The organism is Allobosea sp. 01N443 (genome assembly GCF_056399325.1).
The window spans coordinates 1-18,966 of record NZ_JBFTRC010000011.1 but is presented as its reverse complement, the minus strand read 5'-3'; the positions used below and the strand labels follow the sequence as shown (position 1 = coordinate 18,966).

Below are 18,966 nucleotides of genomic sequence, written 5' to 3'. Positions count from 1 at the left end.
GGGCGGCGGAAGCGGATGCGCTTCCGCCGCGGCGATGGCGGCTCTTACTCGTCGATGTCGACGCCCTCGAAGATCGGCGTGCCCAGCGGGTGAATCTTGTAGTTCTTCACCTTCTTGCTGGCGACGTGATAGACGATGCCGTGCGCGATAGGCAGCCACGGCGCCTCGGCGTGGAAGACCTCCTGCGCCTTCCGGTAAAGCGCCGTCCGCTTCGGCATGTCGGTGATGAACTTGGCCTGTTCGACCAGGTCCGAATACTCCTTGCTGCACCAGCGGGCGATGTTCTGGCCGCCCTGGCGAGCTGTCGAGCAGGACAGCAGCACGTTCATGAAATTGTCGGGGTCACCGTTGTCGCCGATCCAGCCATATTGCCCGAGCGTGTGCTCGCCGGCMTGCAGGCGCTTGCGATACTCGCCCCACTCGTAGCTCTTGATCTCGGCCTTGATGCCGACCTTGGCGAGGTCGGCCTGCATCATCTCGGCCATCTTCCGGGCGTCCGGATTGTAGGGCCGCTGCACCGGCATGGCCCAGAGATCGATCGAGAGCTCGCCGACCCCAGCCTCCTTCAAGAGCGCCTTGGCCTTCTCGACATCGTAGGGATAGGGCTTCAGCGTCTCGTTATAGGCCCAGATCGTCGGCGGGATCGGGTTGGCCGCGACGATGCCGGTGCCGCGGAAGACCGCCTTGACGATAGCGTCCCGGTCGATCGCCATGCTGACGGCGTGGCGGACACGCTTGTCGTCGAACGGCTTCTTGCTAGTGTTGAAGGCGAGATAGCCGACATTGAGCCCCTCCCGCTCCATGACGTTCAGCTTGGCGTCGCCCTTCAGGCGCGGCAGGTCGGCCGGGCTCGGATAGGGCGCCAGCAGGCATTCGCCCGCCTGGACGCGGGCCATGCGCACGGCGGCGTCCGGCGTGATCGCGTAGACGAGGCGGTCTATCGGCTGCTTGCCGTTGAAATAGTCGGGATTGACCGTGTAGCGGATCGTCGCGTCCTTCTTGTATTCGACGAACATGAAGGGGCCGGTGCCGACCGGAACCTGATCGACCTTCTCGGGCGTCTTCGCCTTCAGCATCGCATCCATGTATTCCTTCGAATGGATGGACGCGAAGGTCATCGCCAGGCTGGCGAGGAAGGTCGCATCGGGCTTGGTCAGTTCGACGCGCAGCGTGTGATCGTCGACCTTGGCGATAGCTTTCAGYAGCGTCTGAAAGCCCATGTCGTTGAAGTAGTCGTAAGCGCCGCCCGAGACCTGATGATAGGGGTGGTCCTTGCGCCACATCCGGTCGAAGGTCGCGATCACGTCGTCGGCGGTGAAGCCGCGCGTCGGCTTGAAGTGGTTGCGCGCATGGAACTTCGCGTTCTTGCGCAGGCGGAAGGTGTAGATCAGGCCGTCGGGAGAGATCTCCCAGGATTCCGCCAGGCCGGGCTTGAGCTTGGTCGAGTCGCGCTCGAATTCGACGAGCCGGTTGAAGACCGGATGGGCGGCGCTGAGGCTCGGGCCCGTCGTGTTGATCTGCGGGTTGAAGTTCTCCGGGCTGCCCTCGGAGCAATAGGTCATCGTCTTTGCCAATGCACCGGACGTCATCGCAGCCGCCAGCGCGACAGCCGCGGCTGTCCTGAAGAATATCGCCTTCATGTATTCCTCCCGAGATCGTTGTCCTGCGCAGCCTGCGGCTTGTGCCGACTTGTGCTGCTGCTTCGCTGTTGTCGGCTCATGTCGTCGCGCTCGCAGGCGACCGGCCATTGCCCGGTGTCCATCGCAATTTGGCCGGCAAATAGCGCCGGCAACGCAGCCCTCCGTCCGCATTCTTCTGCTGCGAGGCGGAAGATCGGTCGAAGGTTAGGAAAGCCGGCGGGAGGCTGACAAATGATATGACTTCATCTCATGCATTAAAAAAAATAACTCGTGCGCATCGAGATTATCCGCTCTGATCATGCGATCCCGCGCCCCTCCGGCGCTCACGGCAGACCGATGCACGTCTCTCTCAGTCATCTGAAAGCGCTCAAGGTCTTCGAGGCTGCGGCGCGCCTGGCGAGCTTCACCCGCGCCGCCGACGAACTCTGCGTGACGCAGGCCGCCGTCAGTCACCAGATCAAGGGGCTGGAGCAGAAGCTGGGCTTCTCCCTGTTCCACCGGCAGATCCGCAAGGTCGCGCTGACCACGGCGGGCGAGAACCTGTTCCGCATCCTCACCAGCGCGTTTCAGGATATCGAGGCGACGATCCGCAACCTGCGCGCCCATGCCGCCCAGAGCGCCAGCCTGAACATCTCGCTGACCCCGTCGCTCAGCTCGAAATGGCTCCTGCCGCGACTGGCCTCGTTCACGGCGGAATTCCCGAATATCGAGCTGCACCTCTATCACTCGATCTCGAGCCGCGACCTGATCAAGACCGAGATCGACCTCGTGATCCGCTGGGGCGACGGGAAATGGTCGGGCTTCCATGCGGAACAGCTCTGCCGCAGCCATCTGATCCCGGTCTGCGCGCCCGACTATCTGCGCGACGAGCAGCCTCTGAACAAGCCGGACGATCTGCGGCACTACACGCTGCTGCACGAGGACAACCATGCCGAGTGGGGGCAGTGGCTGCGCGCCGCCGGTGCGCGCCGGGTCAATTCTAATCGCGGCCTGATCATCGACGACAGCAACACCCTGCTGCTCGCCGCGATGAACGGCCAGGGGATCGCGCTCGGCCGCACGCCGCTGATCTTCGAGGATATCAAGGCCGGCCGGCTGGTCTGCCCGTTCGATTTCTCGATCGCTTGCGAGCAATCCTATTACGTTCTCTATGCGCCGGCGAAGGAAGGCCACCCGGCCATCCGCTCGTTCCGGGCCTTTCTCGCCAAACAAGTGATGGATGAGGCCTCGATGATGCCTGCCTCCCGGCCATCGGCCTCACGCACGGCCAAGGGGCGAGCAGCTCCGGCCGCAGCCACTGCGGACGGGTGATCAACCGGTCTCGCACCAGACCCAGAGCAGGGTCGCATCGACATCGCCCGTCGTATAGCAGAGATGGGTCAGCCGGCTGTCGAAATAGAGGCTGTCTCCGGGTTTAAGCCTGATCTCGTCATAGGTGCCGCTGACGAAGGCGACCTCGCCGGCCAGCACGTAGAGGAATTCCTCGCCCTTGTGCGAGGCCGGCTTCTCGAATTGATGTGCAGCCCGCGCCTTGACCGTGGTCACGAACGGCACCATCCGCCGGTCCTTCAGCCCGGTGCAGAGATACTCGTGGATGTAGTTCGCCTCCTCGCTGCGCCGGCCCTGCCCGGCCGGCGTCGTCGTCAGGCGGCCGGGCTGGCCGGCGCCCTGTTCCGAGAGCAGGCTGACCAGCGTGACGCCGAGGCCGGCGGCGGCCTGCTCCAGCACCTCGAAAGTCGGCGAGGCCCGGCCGTTCTCGATCTTCGACAGCGCCGATTTCGAGACGCCGCCCCGCCGGCTGACCTCGTCGAGCGTCAATCCCTGTTCGGTGCGCGACGCTCGAATTCGCTCTCCGATCCTCATCTGGGGGCGCGCCGATCCGGTATCCGGCACGAGAGGCGTGGCGATATCCGGCATGCGTCAACGACCTTTCGCTTCATCGGCGCCGATGGCGCCTTCCCGCTGCGACGCCCCGCGAGGCGCGCCCGGCACGGCTGCGAGCAGCTCCCGTGTGTAGGCATGTTCAGGACTAGCAAATATCGCGCCCGTCGCGCCGATTTCAACGATCCTGCCGCGCTGCATGATCGCGACCCGGTCGCAGATCTGGGCAGCAACCCGCAGATCATGGGTGATGAAGACGAGCGACAGCGCCATTTTCCGCTTCAGTTCGGCAAGGAGCGCGAGCACCTGCGCCTGCACGGAGACGTCAAGCGCAGACACCGCTTCGTCGGCGACGATGACCTCGGGTTCGAGCGCGAGCGCACGGGCGATGCCGATGCGCTGGCGCTGACCGCCCGAGAATTCATGCGGATAGCGCTTCAGGCTGTCGGCATTGAGACCGACGAGTTCCATCAATTCGCCGGCCCGGCGCTCGGCCTGCTCCCGCGCGACGCCATGCGCGATCGGCCCGTCGGTGATGATCCGGCCGACGGTCTTGCGCGGATTGAGCGAGGCATAGGGGTCCTGGAAGATCATCTGCACCTTGCGGCGCGCAGCGCGCAGCGGCTCGCCGCGCAAGGCAAGGAAATCGGCATCGCCCAGCCGGATCGCACCGCCATCCGGCGCCAACAAGCGTACCAGGCATTTGCCGACCGTCGACTTGCCGGAACCCGATTCACCGATCAGGCCGAGCGTCTCGCCACGGCGCAGGGTGAAACTGACATCGTCGGCGGCAGCGACCTTCCGCGGCGCCCTGAACAGGCTCGCCCGGCTGACATAGGTCTTGCGCAGACGCTCGACGCTGAGTGCAATCGGCTGCCCACTGAGCGAGGTAGGAGGCGGTGGCGTCAGCGAGGGCACCGCGGCAAGCAGCGCCTGGGTATAGGCATGCTGCGGGCGCTGGAGGACCTCAACGGCCGCGCCGCTCTCGACGACGCGGCCCTGGTGCATGACCACGACCCGGTCGGCAATCTCGGCGACGACGCCGAAATCATGCGTGATCAGCAGCACGCTCATCCCGCGCTCGCGCTGGAGGCGGGCGATCAGCTTCAGGATCTGGCCCTGCGTGGTCACGTCGAGCGCCGTGGTCGGCTCGTCGGCAATCAGCAGATGGGGCTCCAGCGCCACCGCCATCGCGATCATCACGCGCTGGCGCTGGCCGCCGGAAAGCTGATGCGGAAAGGCGCGGAGCAATGTCTCGGGCTCGGGCAGGCCGACCTCGGTCAGCAGCGCCAGCGCCTTCGCCCGGCGCTCAGCCGGGGTCAGGGCACCATGGGCCTTGAAGACCTCGACGATCTGGTCGCCGATCCGCCGCACCGGGTTGAGCGAGGTCATCGGCTCCTGGAAGATCATGCCGATGGAGCGGCCGCGGATGGCGCGCCATTCGCGATCGGTGCAGGCGGTCAGCACCTGCCCGGCCAGTTTGATCTCGCCGGCCCCGACGGTGAGCCCCTGTGGCAGCAGCCCCATCACGGCATGGGCCGTCATCGACTTGCCGGAGCCGGATTCTCCGACGATGCAGAGCGTCTCGCCGCGCCGGACCTCGAAGCCGACATCGCGGATGGCATGGGCACGATCACCGCCGCCCGGCAGGGCGACCGCGAGATCGCGGATGGAGAGGACCGGCTCCGCCGCCCGCGCGTTCATGCCCGCCTCCCGCGCAAGGTCGGGTTGAAGGCGTCGTTGAGCCCCTCCCCGATCAGGTTGAGCGCCAGCACGGTAACGAAGATCGCCGAGCCCGGAATGAAGCTGATCCACCACTGGTCAAGCACGCGGCTGCGGCCCGAGCCGACCATGTAGCCCCAGCTCATCACATTCGGATCGCCGAGCCCGAGGAAGGACAGCGAGCTTTCCAGCAGGATCGCCGTCGCGGTCATCAGCGAGGCCAGCACGATCACCGGCGAGATCACGTTCGGCAGCACCTCGCCGAGGATGATCTTGCGGACCGGCAGGCCGGTAACCACGGCCGCCTGGACATAGTCGCGGGTGCGGATGCTCAGCACCTCGCCGCGTACCAGCCGCGCCACCGGCGGCCAGCTCACGATCGCGATGGCGAGCACGATCGAGGCGACCGAGGGCTGCAGGATCGAGACGATGACGATGGCGAGCGCGAAGGAGGGAATGGTCTGGAAGAACTCGGTCACCCGCATCAGCGCGGCATCGACCCAGCCGCCGAAATAGCCTGAGATCGCGCCGAGCGGCACGCCGACCAGCAAGGCGACCAGCGTCGAGACCAGACCGATCAGCAACGAGACGCGCGCGCCATGGACCAGCCCGGCCAGGATGTCGCGCCCGACCGTATCCGAGCCGAGCGGCGCCCGGTCCAGCACGAAGGGCGCGAGGAAGGGCCGGTGCACCATCCGCCAGGGCGAGCCGGGATACAGGAGCGGGGCGAGGAGCGCGACGATGACGACGATCGCGAGGATGCACAGCCCGATCACCGCGCCACGATTGCGCGCGAAGGTTCGCAGGAAGGAGTTCACGAGACCGCCTCGATGCGCGGATCGACGAACCGGTACATCAGGTCCGTCAGAATGTTGAACAGGATGACCATGGCCGAGCAGGTGAAGAACACCCCGAGCAGCACCTGATAGTCGCGCTGGAGCAGGGCATCGAAGAGCAGTCGCCCGATTCCCGGCCAGGCGAAGACGGTCTCGACCAGGAGCGAGCCGCCGACGAGCTGGCCGGCCTGCAAACCGGCCAGCGTCACCACCGGCAGGATCGCGTTCGGAACCATGTGGTGGCGGACGACCGCGCCGGGCGTCAGCCCCTTGGCATAGGCGGTCTTGACATAGTCGAAGCGCGAGACCTCCAGCATCGAGGAGCGCATCATCCGGGCATAGACGGCCGTGAAGAACAGACCCAGCGTCATCGCCGGCATGATCAGGTGCCGACCGATATCGAGCGCGCGCCGGGTGCCGGTGAAGCCCGAACCCATGCTCTCGTAGCCGACATTCGGCAGCCACCMCAGATACTTGGAGAAGACGATCTGGGCGATGATCGCCAGCCAGAACAGCGGCATGGCATAGAACACCAGCGAGCCCGTCATGATCGCGCTGTCGGAGGCCCTGCCGACCCGGCGCGCCGCGACAACGCCGAACAGCACGCCGGCGATCAGCGAGATCGCCAGCGCCGAGCCGGTCAGAAGCAGCGTCGCCGGCAGGCGCTCAGTGATCAGGTCTAGCACCGGGCGTTGCTGGCGATAGCTGAAGCCGAGATCGAGGCTGAGGATGCCCTTGAGATGGATCCAGAATTGCTCCGCCAGCGACCGGTCGAGACCGAAGCGCTCGCGCAATTGCTGGAGGAAGATGGCATCGCCCGCGCCGGCTTCCCCAGCCATGACCTGGGCCGGATCGCCCGGCGCGAGTCGCAGCAGGAAGAAGTTCAGCGTGGCGATGGCGACCAGGATCACGACCGCGCCCAGCGCCTTTCGAAGCAGAAACAATGCGAACGTCACACGCGCCCTCCACGCTCCCGAGGCAGCAGGAGAGAAAGCGCTCTCCCTTGCTGCCGTCGGCGGCCTGCCTCAGGCCTTCCAGGCGTCCTGGAAGGCGTCGTTCATGCCGGTCGCGGTCTTGATCAGGTTATTGAAATTGCTCCGGTAGATCGTCGGGAACTCGAGCTCGAGCATCCACGCGACCGGCAGGTCATCGACCAGGATCTGCTGCACCTTGGTGTAGAGTTCCTGCCGGGCGGCATCGCCATTGGCGGTCGCGGCCTCCGCAAAGAGCCGGTCGACCTCCGGGTTGGAATAGCCGGCGACATTGTTCCAGGGCGAACCCTTGGCGATGTTGCTGGAGACATAGGTGCGGGCCACGCCGAGCGCCGGATCGCCGAATTGCGAGAGCCAGGTGAAGGCGAGATCGAAATCCCAGTCGGCGAGACGCTGGCCGTAGCCGGCGACGTCGGTGGTCACGAGCTGGATGTTCATGCCGATATCAGTGAGGTTCTGCTTCACGGCTTCGGCCCAGCGTGTCCACGCCTCGCCATAGGGCAGTGCCAGCAAGCGGATCGGCTCGCCCTTGTAGCCGGTTTCCTTGAGCAGCGCCTTGGCCTTGGCCGGATCGAAGCCATAGCGCGTGACCTTGTCGCTGTAGAAGCGGGTCTTCGAGTTGACCGGGCCGGTGGCCAGCCGCGCCAGCCCGTTCCAGATCACGTCCTTGGCGAATTCCCGATCCATCCCGTACATCACCGCCTGGCGGAAGGACTTCTTCGCCATCAGCCCCTGGCGGTGGTTGAACCAGAGCCAGGACTGCGGCGCGATCATCTCCCAGCCCTTGCCGGTGACGGCGGTGTTCGGCAGCTTCGAGAGCTTGGCGACGTCGAAATTCTCAACCGTGCCGCCGGTCAGGATATCGACCGCGCCGGTCTCGTAGGCGACGACGCGCGCCGCCGAGTCCGGGATGATCTGCCAGTAGATCTCGTCGAGATAGGGCAGGCCCTGGACATGATAGTCGGGGTTGCGGACGAGCTTGATATGCGAGCCGCGCGTCCATTCCGCCAGCTTGAACGGGCCGGTGCCGATCGGCGTGTTGTTGTTGGGGTTGGTCTTGTAGTCGGTGCCGGCATAGAGGTGCTTCGGCACGATCGGCGTGGTGCYCAATTCAAACATCAGGATGAACGGCCCGAAGGGGTTCTTCAGCTGATAGCGCACCGTGAAATCATCGAGCTTCTCGATGCGCTCGACATGGGTGGTCGCGACCGGCCGCCAGCGCGGGTGCAGTTCGCGTAGGAAGACGTCGGTGGAGAAGACGACATCGTCGGCGGTGAAGGGCTTGCCGTCATGCCATTTGACATTGCGCTTGAGATGGAAGGTGTAGGCCTTGCCGTCTTCCGAGACCTCCCAGCGCTCGGCGAGCGAGGGGATCGGCTTCAGGTCGGAGCCGTATTTCAGCAGGCTCTCATAGATGCTGCCAGCGACCATCTGCGTCGGCGTGTTCTGGACGAGGCCGAGCATCAGGCTCGACGGCTCGGGATGAACCACCGCCCGCACCACGCCGCCGCGCTTGGCAGTTTGCGCCAGCGCCGTGATCGAGCCGCTCGCCAGCGGGCTCAGCCCGAAGAACAGCTCGCCCGCCGCAAGGCCGGCAGCGCCGGCCTTGAGCAGTTCCCGCTTGTTGAAGCCCGTCATGATCGTTTCCCCTTGTTTTGATCTTGATTGTTGTTGCGAGGTCGGGCGGTCTTGGCGCCGCCCGTTCCCTCACAGCGTGGCGAGCGTGCGCGCCACCGCTTCCGCCGTCGCCTTGATCTCGGCCTCGCCATGGGCGAGCGAGCTCAGGCTGTGCAGCGTGTTGGCCGGCGACATGTAGACGCCCTCCTGCATCAGGGCGTTGGCGAAGGTCTTGAACTTGGCGCGGTCCACATGGGTGCAGAAGTCGCGGTAGTCGGTGATCGCGTCGCGGTCGGTGAAGTAGATCTGGAAGACCGAGCCGACATTCTGGACGATCGCCCGGTGGCGCTTCTGGGCGCCGATGACCTCGCGCAGCGCGCTGGCCATCGCCGTGCCGCAGGCCTGCAATTGGGCGAAGCCGGCCGACTTGTCGGCCGTCAGCACCTCTAGCATGGTCTTGGTGGCGTAGAGCCCGAGCCGAGGCGCGTTATGGCTGCCGTAATGCAGGATCTTGCCCCATTCGAGCCCTTCCATGATGTGATCGGGACCGCAGATCGCCGCGATCGGGAAGCCCTGGCCGAGCGCCTTGCCGTAGGTGACTATGTCCGGCGAGAGCCCGTAGCGCTCGGCGCAGCCGCCGGCGCCCAGGCGGAAGCCGGTCACGGTCTCGTCGAGATAGAACAGCGCGCCATGCGCCTTGCAGATCGACTGGATGAACTGGAGATAGCCGTCCTTCGGCGGAATCACGCCCATATTGGTCATGACGCCTTCGGTCACGACGCAAGCGATGTCCCGGCCATGCGCTTCCATGACCCGCGTCAGCGCCGCCTCGTCGTTCCACGGCACGACGAGCGTGTCGGCCCAGGAGCCGGCCGTCAGGCCCGACGAGTCGGGGATGCGGATCGGATCGTTGGGGTGGCCCAGAGAGGTCGGCAATTGCGGATTGCTGTTCAGCAGCACCGCATCGTACCAGCCATGGTAATGGCCCTCGAACTTGAGGATTTTCGAGCGCCCGGTCAGGCCGCGCGCCAGGCGGAAGGCCGCCATGCAGGCCTCGGTGCCGGTATTGGCGAAGCGGATCTTTTGGGCATGCGGCAGCAGGTCGACCAGCATCTCGGCGACCTCGACCTCGACCTCCAGCGCGGTCGCGAAATGGGTGCCGTGCACGACCTCGCGCTGCACCGCCTCGACGATGGCCGGATGGGCATGGCCGAGCGGCAAGGCGCCGAAAGACATCATCCAGTCGATATACTCGTTGCCGTCGACGTCGCGGAGGCGGGCGCCCGAGCCGCTGCGCATATAGGGCGGGTAAGGGGCATAATTGGTCGGCCCGCGCGAGGCCGAGCTCACCCCCTCCACCAGTACCTTCAGCCCCCGTTCGAAGAGCTGACCCGAAGCCGTGTTCCGCAGCATGTTTCGTCTTCCTCGCCTTGCAGCCGGCGTGCCGTTGTCGTGCGGTCCGCCTTGACCCGTGTTTTCTATTATGCTCACTTGTTGACTATTGGAAACAAGCTGATTTGCATTGTCAAGGCGTCGACCGGCCGAAAGAGAGAAACGGAATGCAGGTTGTTTGGTCGGCTCAGCAGTTGGCGCATAACGGCACGCGCTTCATTCGTTCAGGCCAGGTCGTGCCCAGCCCGGAGACCGCGGAGCGGGCAATCTTCATCCACGACGCGCTGGTCCGGCGCGGCCATGCCTTGATCGAACCACGCGATCTCGGGCTCGCCCCGATCCTGGCCGTGCATGACGCGGATTTCGTCTCGTTCCTTCAGATGGCGCGGGCCGACTGGACCGCATTCGCGGGGGCGGAGGCTGCGGCCATGCCGAACGTGCACCCGCGCGGTACCACGGCGCGCTGCCCGGCCGGCCCTGTCGGCCGGCTCGGCTGGTATACCGGTGACATGGCCTGCGAGATCACGGACGGCACCTGGCAGGCCGCCTATGCCGCCGCACGGGGCGCGGCGACGGCGGCACAGCTCGTTGCCGAGGGCAGCGCCTGCAGCTACGCGCTGTGCCGGCCACCCGGCCACCACGCCGGCAGCGATCGCGCCATGGGTTTCTGCTACCTCAACAATGCGGCGGTTGCCGCCGAGGAACTGCGCAAGCGCTTCGACCGCGTCGCCATCCTCGATGTCGACGTCCATCACGGCAACGGCACGCAGGAGATCTTCTACGAACGCGGCGACGTCTATTTCGCCTCGATCCATGGCGATCCCGACCAGTATTACCCGTTTTACTGGGGCTATGCCGATCAGCGCGGCGAAGGCGCGGGTGAAGGCGCGACCCTCAACGTCCCCTTCCCGGTCGGCTCGGGCGATGGCCCCTTCCTCGACGCGCTCGCGGCGGCGCTGGATGGCATCCGAGGCTTTGCTCCGCAGGCGCTCGTGCTGTCGCTCGGCGTCGACGCCTCGGTCCATGATCCGCATGGGCGACACACGGTCAGCGATGCCGGCTTCCGGCGCATGGCCGAACGGATCGCGCAGTTGAACCTGCCCATGGTGATCGTGCAGGAAGGCGGTTACGCCTCGGCTGCGCTCGGCGAGACGGTCGCTGATATTCTCGACATCCTGGGGTGACCATGTCTGCCACGCTTCTCATCGTCTCGCTCGGCGAGCTTGGCACCAACGTGCTCGAAGCGGCGGGGCGCAGCGGCCTGTTCGAACGGATCGTGGTGGCGAGCCGCTCGATCGACAAGGCACGCGCCCGCATCAATAACGCCCTGCTCGGCTGCGGCATCGACGGCTTTTTCCCCAGATTCGAAGCGGTGGGCTTCGATTTCAACGAGCCGGCCAGTGTCGCCGCCCTGCGCCGCATCGCGCCGGACATCGTGTTCTGCGCGCCGACGCTCTTACCCTGGTGGAAGGTAGGAGGGCTCGACGGCGCAGCGGAAACCCCGGCCGAGAAGGTGCCGTTCGGCGGCTATGTCAGCCTCCAGCTCGCGCCGATGGCGATGTTCCGCGACCGCCTGGCGGAGGCCGCCATCGACACGCACTGGATCGCCGCGTCCTTCCCGGACGTCGTCAATCCGAGCCTGGCGCGCAGCGGCCTCAGGCCGAGTTGCGGCATCGGCAATGTCCGCGAGCCCGTCGCCAAGATCCAGGCACTGCTGGGCGAGAGGCTCGGCGTCCCACCGGCGCGGGTCGAGGTCAGGCTGGTGGCTCAGCACGCCTTCGAATACGCGGTGTTCCAGGCTGAGCCCGCGGCCGAGCTGCCGCCCTATCTCCTGCAGGTGACCGTCGACGGCAAGGACTACAGCGAGCTGGGCCACGAAGCTCTGAGCGCTCCGTTCCCCTTCCCGTTCGATCTGCATTTCAACCGGATCACGGCCTCTGCTGCCATCGATGCCATGCGCGCATTGCTGCACCCGTCGCCGGTGCGCACGCATCTGCCCGGCGTGCTCGGGTTGGTCGGCGGCTATCCCGTGCGTGTCGAGAACGGAGAGATCAGCCTCGATCTCGCCGAGCACTGGAGCGAGGCGCAAGCCGTCGCCATCAACGAGCGCTCGCTCCGCTGGGACGGCGTCGAGCGCATCGAATCCGACGGAACGATCGTCTTCACCGCCGAGGCGACACGGGCGCTGCATGTCCTGACCGGCTCGACCATCGAGCAGATCCATCCCCGCAACGCAGCGGATCAGGCGCGGCTCATCATGCCATTTCTCGGCTGAGCCTCGCCCGGAGCGACAAAAACGAAGAAGCGGCCCCTCGGGGCCGCTTCGCCATTTCCGCAAAGACGATCCGAAAAGCGGGCCTATGCCGCCCGGTCGGTCATCCGGTTCCAGCCGTCGCGGAGCTTGTAGGCATTGCCGACCACCGGCAGGAACCAGGGGCGGCCGTCATAGGTCGGCAGGGTCCGGAACGGCACGCGGTCGAGGCCCTTGATCACGCCGGGGTGGCCCATCGCCCTGAGCGCCGCCGCATGGCCGAGATAGCTCAGCATCATCACGCCACTGCCATTGCAGCCGCAGGCATAGTGCACGCCCTCGTGCACGCCGATATGCGGCAGCCAATCGAATGCCAGCGCGAAATTGCCGTACCAGGCATGGGTCAGCTTCGTCTGGGCGAGTTCGGGGAAGACATTCGTCATGAAGCCGTGCAGCCGCGTCGCGGCCGTGCGGGCTCCGTCATCGCTAAAGCTGGCGCGGCCGCCGAACAGGATCCGCCGTCGATCCGGCGAGGTGCGAAAATAGTAGAGGATGCGCTTAGTGTCGGCGACCGGCCTTCCGCCGGGAATCAGCGCTTCAGCAAGGCCCGGCGCCAGCGGCTCGGTGGCGATCATGTAGCTGCGGGCCGGGATCAGGCGACGCCGGACCCAGGTCGCGGCCTGATCGGTATAGCCGTTGGTGGCGAGGATCACCTGCCGGGCGCGGATTTCCTTGCCCGGAAAGCGGACCAGGAAGCCGGCGCCGTCCCGGACGATCTCCTGCACGGGCAGGCGCGAGAACAGCGACGCGCCAGCAGCGACAKCCGCCCGGCGCAGGCCAGCGTGATAGCGCGCCGGATGCAATTGCCCGCCGTCGAAATAGAGATAGCCGCCATGGTACAGCGAGGTCTTCACTTCGCTCTTGAGTTTGGATGGCTGAACCACCGCCCCGATCACCCGGCCGGCGGCCTTCGCCTTCTCGTGCCGGAGCTGTTGGGCGAGATGGTCGCGCCGGGTATGGGCACCGAAGAAGAAGCCGGTCCATTGATAGTCGCAGTCGATCCCCAGCGCAGCGATGCGCTCGCCGAGGAAGGCCCGGCCCGCGGTGAAATCGGCAAGGACCCCGCGCGCCACGTCTTCGCCGAAGCGCCTGCTGAGTTCACCGGTTGCGACCTTGCTCTCCGCCCGGATCTGCCCGCCATTGCGCGTGCTCGCGGCCTCGCCGATCAATTGCGCATCGACGACGGCGACGTCGCAACCGGCGCTGGCCAGAGTGATCGCGGCATTCAGGCCCGTCAGCCCGGCGCCGATGACCAGGAAGTCGACATCCCGCAGCTCGGATTGCGGCCGACCTTCCTCTGGCGGCGCCGCTTCCCACCAATAGGGCGTCTCGACAAATCCGTCGCTGAAGAGCGTCATCTTTCGCCAGCCTCTCGCGAGGCCCTCCTGAAAACGGTGCGCCTTCGCGACGCCGACGAAAGCGGCATCCGGCCGAAGCACGAGCCGGTGGGACATGGGGAAAGCCGGGCGCTGCATCGTGACGCCGGCATGAGAGAAGCTATCGAGCGCCCACGATCAGCGGCAAATGATTTAGTCTCATTCGATGGATGAGCGGCGGCGACGGCATGTTGTGCTCACCCAAGCATCAGGCCCGGTGGATCACGAAGGTCTTGCGGGTCGTCTCGACCACCTGCCAGAGCCCGGTGAAGCCGGGACGGATGACGAAAGTGTCGCCCGCCTTTACGGTGCGCGGCACGCCGCCATCCTCGGTGAGGATCGACACCCCCGAGAGGATGGAGCAGAACTCCCACTTGTCATAGGCGACGCGCCAGGTGCCCGGCGTCGCCTCCCAGATGCCGGAGGTGACGCTGCCACCGGCATGTCGCTCCATCATCCAGGCCCTCGCCTCGGGCGCGCCCTCGACGACGCGTTCCCTGGCGATCGCGATGGCGACCGGCTCCACGCCAGCAACGTCGATCGGCAAAAACAAGGGCATCATATCGGTCATCTCCCGGTGTCGGCGCCGGTGAACCGGCGGCGCCTCGTGTGGTGATCTGTCGAGCCCGATGCAGGATCAGGCCGGCACGGCCGCAGACCTCGGAAACTCCGGCGCCTCCGCGGCGCGCCCCGAAGAAGCCAGGCTTTCGATCGCGGCAGGCAGGCCATCCCGGCCGCAACGCAGGCCGAGATCGCGCAGGGTCAATTCGACGGCTGCGAGGCAGCCCAGGATCATCGGCTCGTTGAGATCGCCGAGATGGCCGATCCGGAACGCACGGCCGGCGAGCGCACCGAGCCCGCCACCGAGCGCGACGCCGCGATATGCCCGGGCGTGCTCTCGGACCCGCCCGCTGTCGAAACCCGCCGGCGTCAGGATCGTGGTGACGGAGGTCGAGCGCTCGTCCGGCCGGAGGGCATTCAGGCAGAGGTCGCCGGCCACCCCCCAGGCCTCGACCGCATGCCAGACGGCTCGCGCGAGCCTGGCATGGCGGAGCTGCGCCCCGGCGAGCCCCTCTTCGCGCAGTATCTGGAGGGCGGCCTGGAGTGCGAACAGGCCATGCTCCGGCGCCGTGCCGCAAAAGCGGCGATATCCTTCCGCTCCGAGCCGATACGCCCAATCCCAATAATGACGCGGCCTGCGCGCATCTGCGGCGACGGCTCGCGCACGCGGATTGGCCGCGACGAAGGCCAGGCCGGGCGGCCCCATCAAGGCCTTCTGCGACGCGCCGATCGCGACGTCGACGCCCCATTCGTCCATGCGGAACGGCGCGGCGCCCAGCGAGGCCACGACATCGACCACGAGCAGAGCCGGGTGCCGGGCCGCATCGATCGCGGCGCGCAAGGCGGGAACATCGCTGGCGACCCCGGTCGCCGTGTCAGCATGAACCGCGAGAACGGCCTTGATCCTGCCGGCGCGATCATCCCGCAGCGTGGCTTCGAGCCGCTCCGGATCGATGGCGCGCCTGATGTCGCCGGGCATGATCTGCGCGTCGATGCCGAGCATGCGGGCGTGGGCTGCCCAGCTTTCGGAGAAATATCCCGTCTCCGGAATGAGTGCTGCCTCTCCGGGTGCGAAGAGGTTGCTGAGCACAGCTTCCCAGCCGCCATGTCCGTTGGCCGCATAGATGAACATGTCGCCGGCCGTAGCGAAGACCCCCTTGAGATCGACGAGGCAGGACTGCACGATCTCCGCCAGCTGCGGATCACTGAGATCCAGCGGTTGCCGGTGCATGGCATTCAGGACGCGGTCCGGAATCGCACTCGGCCCTGGTGTATGCAAGAACTGCCGGCCTGGCTGATACATGACGAACTCGCGGTCGAATGAATGCGGTTCGCGAGTTAGAAATCAGCTTGCACAGCGCAACAAATTATATTTTTTCAGGCCATGGATTAAATTAGAGAATTCGCCAAATCAATCTTATTGTTTCGAATATATATTATATGTATATACATTATCAACATCGATCTACTGAATCATTTATAGTATAATTATTATATTAATTTAGATTTTCGGGCGCTCTCATCGTTAGCTGGAAAGGCCGAGGGTCACCTCGGAGCTCGTCCCGAAAGGACCGGGCGGCTCGGGGCTCGTAATTCCATCCTGCACAACACGGTTGACGACAGCCCAACTCGCCCTCCCCTGCGGGCTGGCGAAGCGGCCGCTCACCAGAAGCTCGGCGGCTCGATTGGGACCGAGCTTGCGGGCGAGGCGTTGCGTGCCACCGCAGCCGCTTCGAGCCTTCCCSGCGCTCCTCCTCGCTCAACGAGACCTACAGGGATTGGCGCGTCGCCTGCATCCAGCAGGGGAGTACGAAGCGCTGTATGTTGAGTCGGGTCCAGTCGAGCAAACAATTTCGCTTAGGTGTTTGATCCCGGGCTTTGATGGTGCAATCTCAACGCATGAATCGAGGGATGCGCTAGGGGCCAGGTTCACCACGGGAGCGCCACGACGACAGCGGCGGTCCGTCAAGCGATACAGCATAGTCATCTTTGGACGGCCCCTGCTCTGCAAGGGTTCATTTGGGATGACCTGACGATCGGTCGGGTGCGGTCATCTTTCCGGCCTGTTGGCGCGGCGCTAATGGCCGCTGGCCCTGATGGGGTCCGCTGACCAGGTCCGTTCAAGCGAGCGAGCGCGAAGCTCGGACTGTGCTGCGGTGTGCCTGGTTCGCGGCCGCGTTCCGATCACCATCAACCCTCGTGCACCCTTCCAGTCCTGGCGAGGATGTCGCCGAGCGTCTGGACATAGTGCCGGCCCAGTTCCGCGTGCTAGTTAGTGCTGCGCCGACCGAAATACGCCTGCCGGTCCTGCGAGGACGTCGTGGTGCAGGCGCCTGCAGGGCGGCATCCCGACCGAGGCGACGGTCGCCCAAGTTCTGGTCTCGAAATATGCCGATCATCTGCCGCTGTATCGTCAGGCCCAGATCTATGCGCGCCAGGGCGTCGCGCTCGATCGTGATGAACTCGACCGGCATACGCGCGGTCATGGCTGAAAAGGCCGCCGACGGCGGGTTTCGGAGCTGGTCTATGGGGACCTATCTGATGGATCGCTTCAGAGATGAGAACAGAGCTCTGCTGCCCCCATTCCCAGGCGGCTTCGCGGCAGCCTTCCCGGGCGCGGCCGGGTTTTAAGCCGCCCTACTCCGGTGGACGTTCTTCGGCCTCCCCGGCGATCTGGGTGCTCCTGTTACTTGATTCACATTGACTCGCGCCTTCTGATGTTCTTGTTATGTTCTGCAAATGGGAGCGCATCGCGATGCACATGTCCCCCGCCGTCCTCGGACCTCCAATCTTTCTCCCGGTCTACCTGAAGGCCGTGCGMGCGGGCTTTCCTTCGCCGGCCGATGACTACCTCGACACACCGATCGACCTGTCGTGGGCGCTGATCAAGAACGCCCCCGCGATATGCGTTCGCCGCGTTACACGACGCGGCTCGAAGAGGTGCCGGTCGTAGGGAGAGCGTGATGTCGGGATTCATCCATCAAGTCGAAATGATATTGGACCCCGTCGCCGCGCCGGAGCGCCTGCGCAGGATCGAGAGCTGGTGTGGGGACTGGCAAATCGGCTTCCGGGTTCTCGATCGCTTTCCAGGGTCCGATACGGTCCGAAGCGCATTCGAAGACCGAGGCTTGGCTCGCGCCTTCGTCGGCCATTTCGGCGGGGTGCTCGTCGACGAGAATGAAATCGAAAATGCCATGGTGGGCGACGCCGCAGCCGAGGACGCTTATGATCGGCTCGCCCGCGAGTATCCAGATTGAACGACCGGCGCGATCATCCGACAACACCGGACGGCAGATACTTCATGGCCGCCGGGAGGCTTTGGCGAGCAACAATCCCGCCCTTCTCCCCGAAGACGGCGATGAATGCTCGCGTGTGAAACATCGTGCCACACCCCGGATCGGTGGCAGGCAGCGTCCTCTCGCATTGTACTTCGTTGTAGCCACTCATTTCAGCGCTCCATCGACCTTAATGACGCAGCGCGGATCGAACCCGCTGTTCTCGCGATCCCGGTGGAGGTTTGGATAGCCGGCCTGATTTGCAAAAATGCGCGTCTTGCCTACCCGATAATCGTGCGATCCATGGTCGTGTCCATGGATCCAGAGCTCAGGCTGAAACTGTTCGATCATAGCGCTGAGATCTGACACGAATGCCGGCGACAGCGCGCTGCCCTGGTGCCTTGGCTGAACGGATTGCGGGTGTGGCGCGTGATGGGTCACCACGACGGTCGGCCCGTCATGCGAAGTTGCCAGTTCGCCGCGAATAAAAGCAAGATCGAGCCGATGCTCTGCCGCGGCGTGCCATGGCATGAAGCGACTGAAGTGTCCGCTCTCCTCGCGGTACCGGATCAGGCGATGGTCATTCAGTTCCTGGCCAGCCGTGATCATCGAGGGTTTGGGAGTTCCGAGCAGTCGATAGTCGGTCCAAAGCGTGCACCCAATGAAGCGGACGCCATTGATGCTGACCACCCGTCGATGCAAAAAGTGAATGTCGGCGTTGTCAGCGACCCTTCTGGCCTCGGCTAGATTCGACTTCATCTCGCTGCGGTAAAACTCGTGGTTTCCTGCGACATAGACGACGGGGCATCCCATTAGGGGACCGGACTCCCTTTGGCGGGCCATCCACTCGATCGCGCCGACAATAGGCTGACCAATGTCGCCAGCAAAAACGGCCACGTTGAATTCTGGCATGGGCGTCGGGAACTCAAATGGCCCGAACTCCAGATGAAGGTCCGAAATCACGAGCAGACGCATTCGCGCACCCGCTCGAGTAGCTGATGGATCTCAGGCGACTGCACTTCGTCAGCGGATATCCGGCGCTCTTCACGACCGTTCACAGCTGCTTCGAAGGCGTCGATAGTCATGGCGTGCATGCCGACGGCCCTCGGCCCCACGATATCTGCCTCTAGGGTGTCACCGATGAACAAGATCCGCTCGGCGCGAAGGCCGAGTTCCTCGCAAACGCAATGAAAGATTTCTGGCTGTGGCTTGATGAAGCCGACTTCAAACGAAAGGACGAGCGCGTCAGGAATACCTGGGAGGATAGCTAGCAGCGGTTCAGCATAAGGCTGGGCCAGATTCGAGCAGACTCCGATGCGCAAGTCAGCCCGTCGGAGCGCTGCCCAAAGCACCGCCATTCCGG

Annotated in this window: 18 protein-coding genes and 1 pseudogene; 6 read left to right on the top strand and 13 right to left on the bottom strand. The window is 65.0% G+C overall.

Features of this window, described 5'->3' with window-relative positions; all coding sequences use genetic code 11:
• Nucleotides 1–44: 44 nt before the first annotated feature.
• On the bottom strand, nucleotides 45–1,640 hold the full coding sequence (locus AC1DRP_RS05290; protein WP_476767973.1) for an ABC transporter substrate-binding protein: 1,596 nt from the start codon (nucleotides 1,638–1,640) through the stop codon (nucleotides 45–47).
• Nucleotides 1,641–1,976: 336 nt separating this feature from the next.
• Between AC1DRP_RS05290 and gcvA the strand changes: the two genes are divergently transcribed.
• Nucleotides 1,977–2,951, top strand: a complete 975-nt coding sequence (gene gcvA / locus AC1DRP_RS05285; protein ID WP_476767972.1) for a transcriptional regulator GcvA — start codon at nucleotides 1,977–1,979, stop codon at nucleotides 2,949–2,951.
• On the opposite strand, the gene AC1DRP_RS05280 is transcribed toward gcvA, so the two are convergent.
• The 6 genes from AC1DRP_RS05280 to AC1DRP_RS05255 form a co-directional block, all read right to left on the bottom strand.
• Nucleotides 2,952–3,557 (bottom strand): helix-turn-helix domain-containing protein, encoded by a 606-nt coding sequence (locus AC1DRP_RS05280; protein WP_476767971.1) that lies wholly within the window; start codon nucleotides 3,555–3,557, stop codon nucleotides 2,952–2,954.
• A 3-nt stretch (nucleotides 3,558–3,560) separates the two neighbouring features.
• A complete protein-coding gene (locus AC1DRP_RS05275) occupies nucleotides 3,561–5,225 on the bottom strand; it encodes an ABC transporter ATP-binding protein (protein ID WP_476767970.1) in 1,665 nt (554 codons plus the stop codon).
• Nucleotides 5,222–6,061 carry an ABC transporter permease gene (locus AC1DRP_RS05270; protein ID WP_476767969.1) on the bottom strand — a complete coding sequence of 280 codons (840 nt, stop codon included), beginning with the start codon at nucleotides 6,059–6,061 and terminating at the stop codon, nucleotides 5,222–5,224. The genes AC1DRP_RS05275 and AC1DRP_RS05270 overlap by 4 nt, the downstream gene beginning before the upstream one ends.
• Entirely contained in the window at nucleotides 6,058–7,035 is a 978-nt protein-coding gene (locus AC1DRP_RS05265; protein WP_476767968.1) for an ABC transporter permease, read from the bottom strand. The genes AC1DRP_RS05270 and AC1DRP_RS05265 overlap by 4 nt, the downstream gene beginning before the upstream one ends.
• A 69-nt stretch (nucleotides 7,036–7,104) precedes the next feature.
• Nucleotides 7,105–8,709, bottom strand: a complete 1,605-nt coding sequence (locus tag AC1DRP_RS05260) for an ABC transporter substrate-binding protein (protein WP_476767967.1) — start codon at nucleotides 8,707–8,709, stop codon at nucleotides 7,105–7,107.
• Nucleotides 8,710–8,778: 69 nt separating this feature from the next.
• The gene (locus AC1DRP_RS05255; protein WP_476767966.1) at nucleotides 8,779–10,101 is read right to left on the bottom strand and encodes an aspartate aminotransferase family protein; all 1,323 of its coding nucleotides are present in this window, start codon (nucleotides 10,099–10,101) and stop codon (nucleotides 8,779–8,781) included.
• A gap of 146 nt (nucleotides 10,102–10,247) precedes the next feature.
• Between AC1DRP_RS05255 and AC1DRP_RS05250 the strand changes: the two genes are divergently transcribed.
• The gene (locus AC1DRP_RS05250; RefSeq protein WP_476767965.1) at nucleotides 10,248–11,264 is read left to right on the top strand and encodes a histone deacetylase family protein; all 1,017 of its coding nucleotides are present in this window, start codon (nucleotides 10,248–10,250) and stop codon (nucleotides 11,262–11,264) included.
• Between the two features lie 2 nt (nucleotides 11,265–11,266).
• Entirely contained in the window at nucleotides 11,267–12,355 is a 1,089-nt protein-coding gene (locus tag AC1DRP_RS05245; protein WP_476767964.1) for a hypothetical protein, read from the top strand.
• A gap of 83 nt (nucleotides 12,356–12,438) precedes the next feature.
• On the opposite strand, the gene AC1DRP_RS05240 is transcribed toward AC1DRP_RS05245, so the two are convergent.
• From AC1DRP_RS05240 to AC1DRP_RS05230, 3 genes are all read right to left on the bottom strand, one after another.
• Nucleotides 12,439–13,845, bottom strand: coding sequence for an NAD(P)/FAD-dependent oxidoreductase (locus AC1DRP_RS05240; protein ID WP_476767963.1), 1,407 nt, complete (start codon nucleotides 13,843–13,845; stop codon nucleotides 12,439–12,441).
• A gap of 130 nt (nucleotides 13,846–13,975) precedes the next feature.
• Entirely contained in the window at nucleotides 13,976–14,326 is a 351-nt protein-coding gene (locus tag AC1DRP_RS05235) for a cupin domain-containing protein (RefSeq protein ID WP_476768013.1), read from the bottom strand.
• A gap of 78 nt (nucleotides 14,327–14,404) precedes the next feature.
• Complete coding sequence (locus tag AC1DRP_RS05230; RefSeq protein WP_476767962.1) at nucleotides 14,405–15,631, bottom strand: pyridoxal-phosphate-dependent aminotransferase family protein; 1,227 nt, start codon at nucleotides 15,629–15,631, stop codon at nucleotides 14,405–14,407.
• Between the two features lie 914 nt (nucleotides 15,632–16,545).
• Here AC1DRP_RS05230 and AC1DRP_RS05225 point away from each other — a divergent pair.
• The 3 genes and pseudogenes from AC1DRP_RS05225 to AC1DRP_RS05215 form a co-directional block, all read left to right on the top strand.
• Nucleotides 16,546–16,793 (top strand): annotated as a pseudogene (locus AC1DRP_RS05225) (IS66 family transposase); the annotation flags it as partial.
• A 409-nt stretch (nucleotides 16,794–17,202) separates the two neighbouring features.
• A complete protein-coding gene (locus AC1DRP_RS05220) occupies nucleotides 17,203–17,292 on the top strand; it encodes a DUF4113 domain-containing protein (protein ID WP_476767961.1) in 90 nt (29 codons plus the stop codon).
• On the top strand, nucleotides 17,292–17,585 hold the full coding sequence (locus AC1DRP_RS05215; RefSeq protein ID WP_476767960.1) for a hypothetical protein: 294 nt from the start codon (nucleotides 17,292–17,294) through the stop codon (nucleotides 17,583–17,585). Before AC1DRP_RS05220 ends, AC1DRP_RS05215 begins: the two co-directional genes overlap by 1 nt.
• Before the next feature lie 13 nt (nucleotides 17,586–17,598).
• Here the strand turns inward: AC1DRP_RS05215 and AC1DRP_RS05210 are convergent, their stop codons facing one another.
• From AC1DRP_RS05210 to AC1DRP_RS05200, 3 genes are all read right to left on the bottom strand, one after another.
• Complete coding sequence (locus tag AC1DRP_RS05210) at nucleotides 17,599–17,775, bottom strand: hypothetical protein (protein ID WP_476767959.1); 177 nt, start codon at nucleotides 17,773–17,775, stop codon at nucleotides 17,599–17,601.
• The gene (locus AC1DRP_RS05205) at nucleotides 17,772–18,578 is read right to left on the bottom strand and encodes a metallophosphoesterase (RefSeq protein ID WP_476767958.1); all 807 of its coding nucleotides are present in this window, start codon (nucleotides 18,576–18,578) and stop codon (nucleotides 17,772–17,774) included. Before AC1DRP_RS05205 ends, AC1DRP_RS05210 begins: the two co-directional genes overlap by 4 nt.
• Nucleotides 18,563–18,966: HAD family hydrolase (locus AC1DRP_RS05200; RefSeq protein WP_476767957.1), on the bottom strand; the 404-nt coding region annotated here is incomplete at its 5' end. The genes AC1DRP_RS05205 and AC1DRP_RS05200, both read right to left, overlap by 16 nt.

Bases quoted from the DNA above. Each gene is read 5' to 3' on its own strand.
- AC1DRP_RS05275 (WP_476767970.1), bottom strand. From the start codon at position 5,225: ATGAACGCGCGGGCGGCGGAGCCGGTCCTCTCCATCCGCGATCTCGCG.
- AC1DRP_RS05230 (WP_476767962.1), bottom strand. From the start codon at position 15,631: ATGTATCAGCCAGGCCGGCAGTTCTTGCATACACCAGGGCCGAGTGCG.
- AC1DRP_RS05255 (WP_476767966.1), bottom strand. From the start codon at position 10,101: ATGCTGCGGAACACGGCTTCGGGTCAGCTCTTCGAACGGGGGCTGAAG.
- AC1DRP_RS05210 (WP_476767959.1), bottom strand. From the start codon at position 17,775: ATGAGTGGCTACAACGAAGTACAATGCGAGAGGACGCTGCCTGCCACC.
- AC1DRP_RS05245 (WP_476767964.1), top strand. From the start codon at position 11,267: ATGTCTGCCACGCTTCTCATCGTCTCGCTCGGCGAGCTTGGCACCAAC.
- AC1DRP_RS05235 (WP_476768013.1), bottom strand. From the start codon at position 14,326: ATGCCCTTGTTTTTGCCGATCGACGTTGCTGGCGTGGAGCCGGTCGCC.
- AC1DRP_RS05205 (WP_476767958.1), bottom strand. From the start codon at position 18,578: ATGCGTCTGCTCGTGATTTCGGACCTTCATCTGGAGTTCGGGCCATTT.
- gcvA (WP_476767972.1), top strand. From the start codon at position 1,977: ATGCACGTCTCTCTCAGTCATCTGAAAGCGCTCAAGGTCTTCGAGGCT.
- AC1DRP_RS05250 (WP_476767965.1), top strand. From the start codon at position 10,248: ATGCAGGTTGTTTGGTCGGCTCAGCAGTTGGCGCATAACGGCACGCGC.
- AC1DRP_RS05280 (WP_476767971.1), bottom strand. From the start codon at position 3,557: ATGCCGGATATCGCCACGCCTCTCGTGCCGGATACCGGATCGGCGCGC.
- AC1DRP_RS05215 (WP_476767960.1), top strand. From the start codon at position 17,292: ATGTCGGGATTCATCCATCAAGTCGAAATGATATTGGACCCCGTCGCC.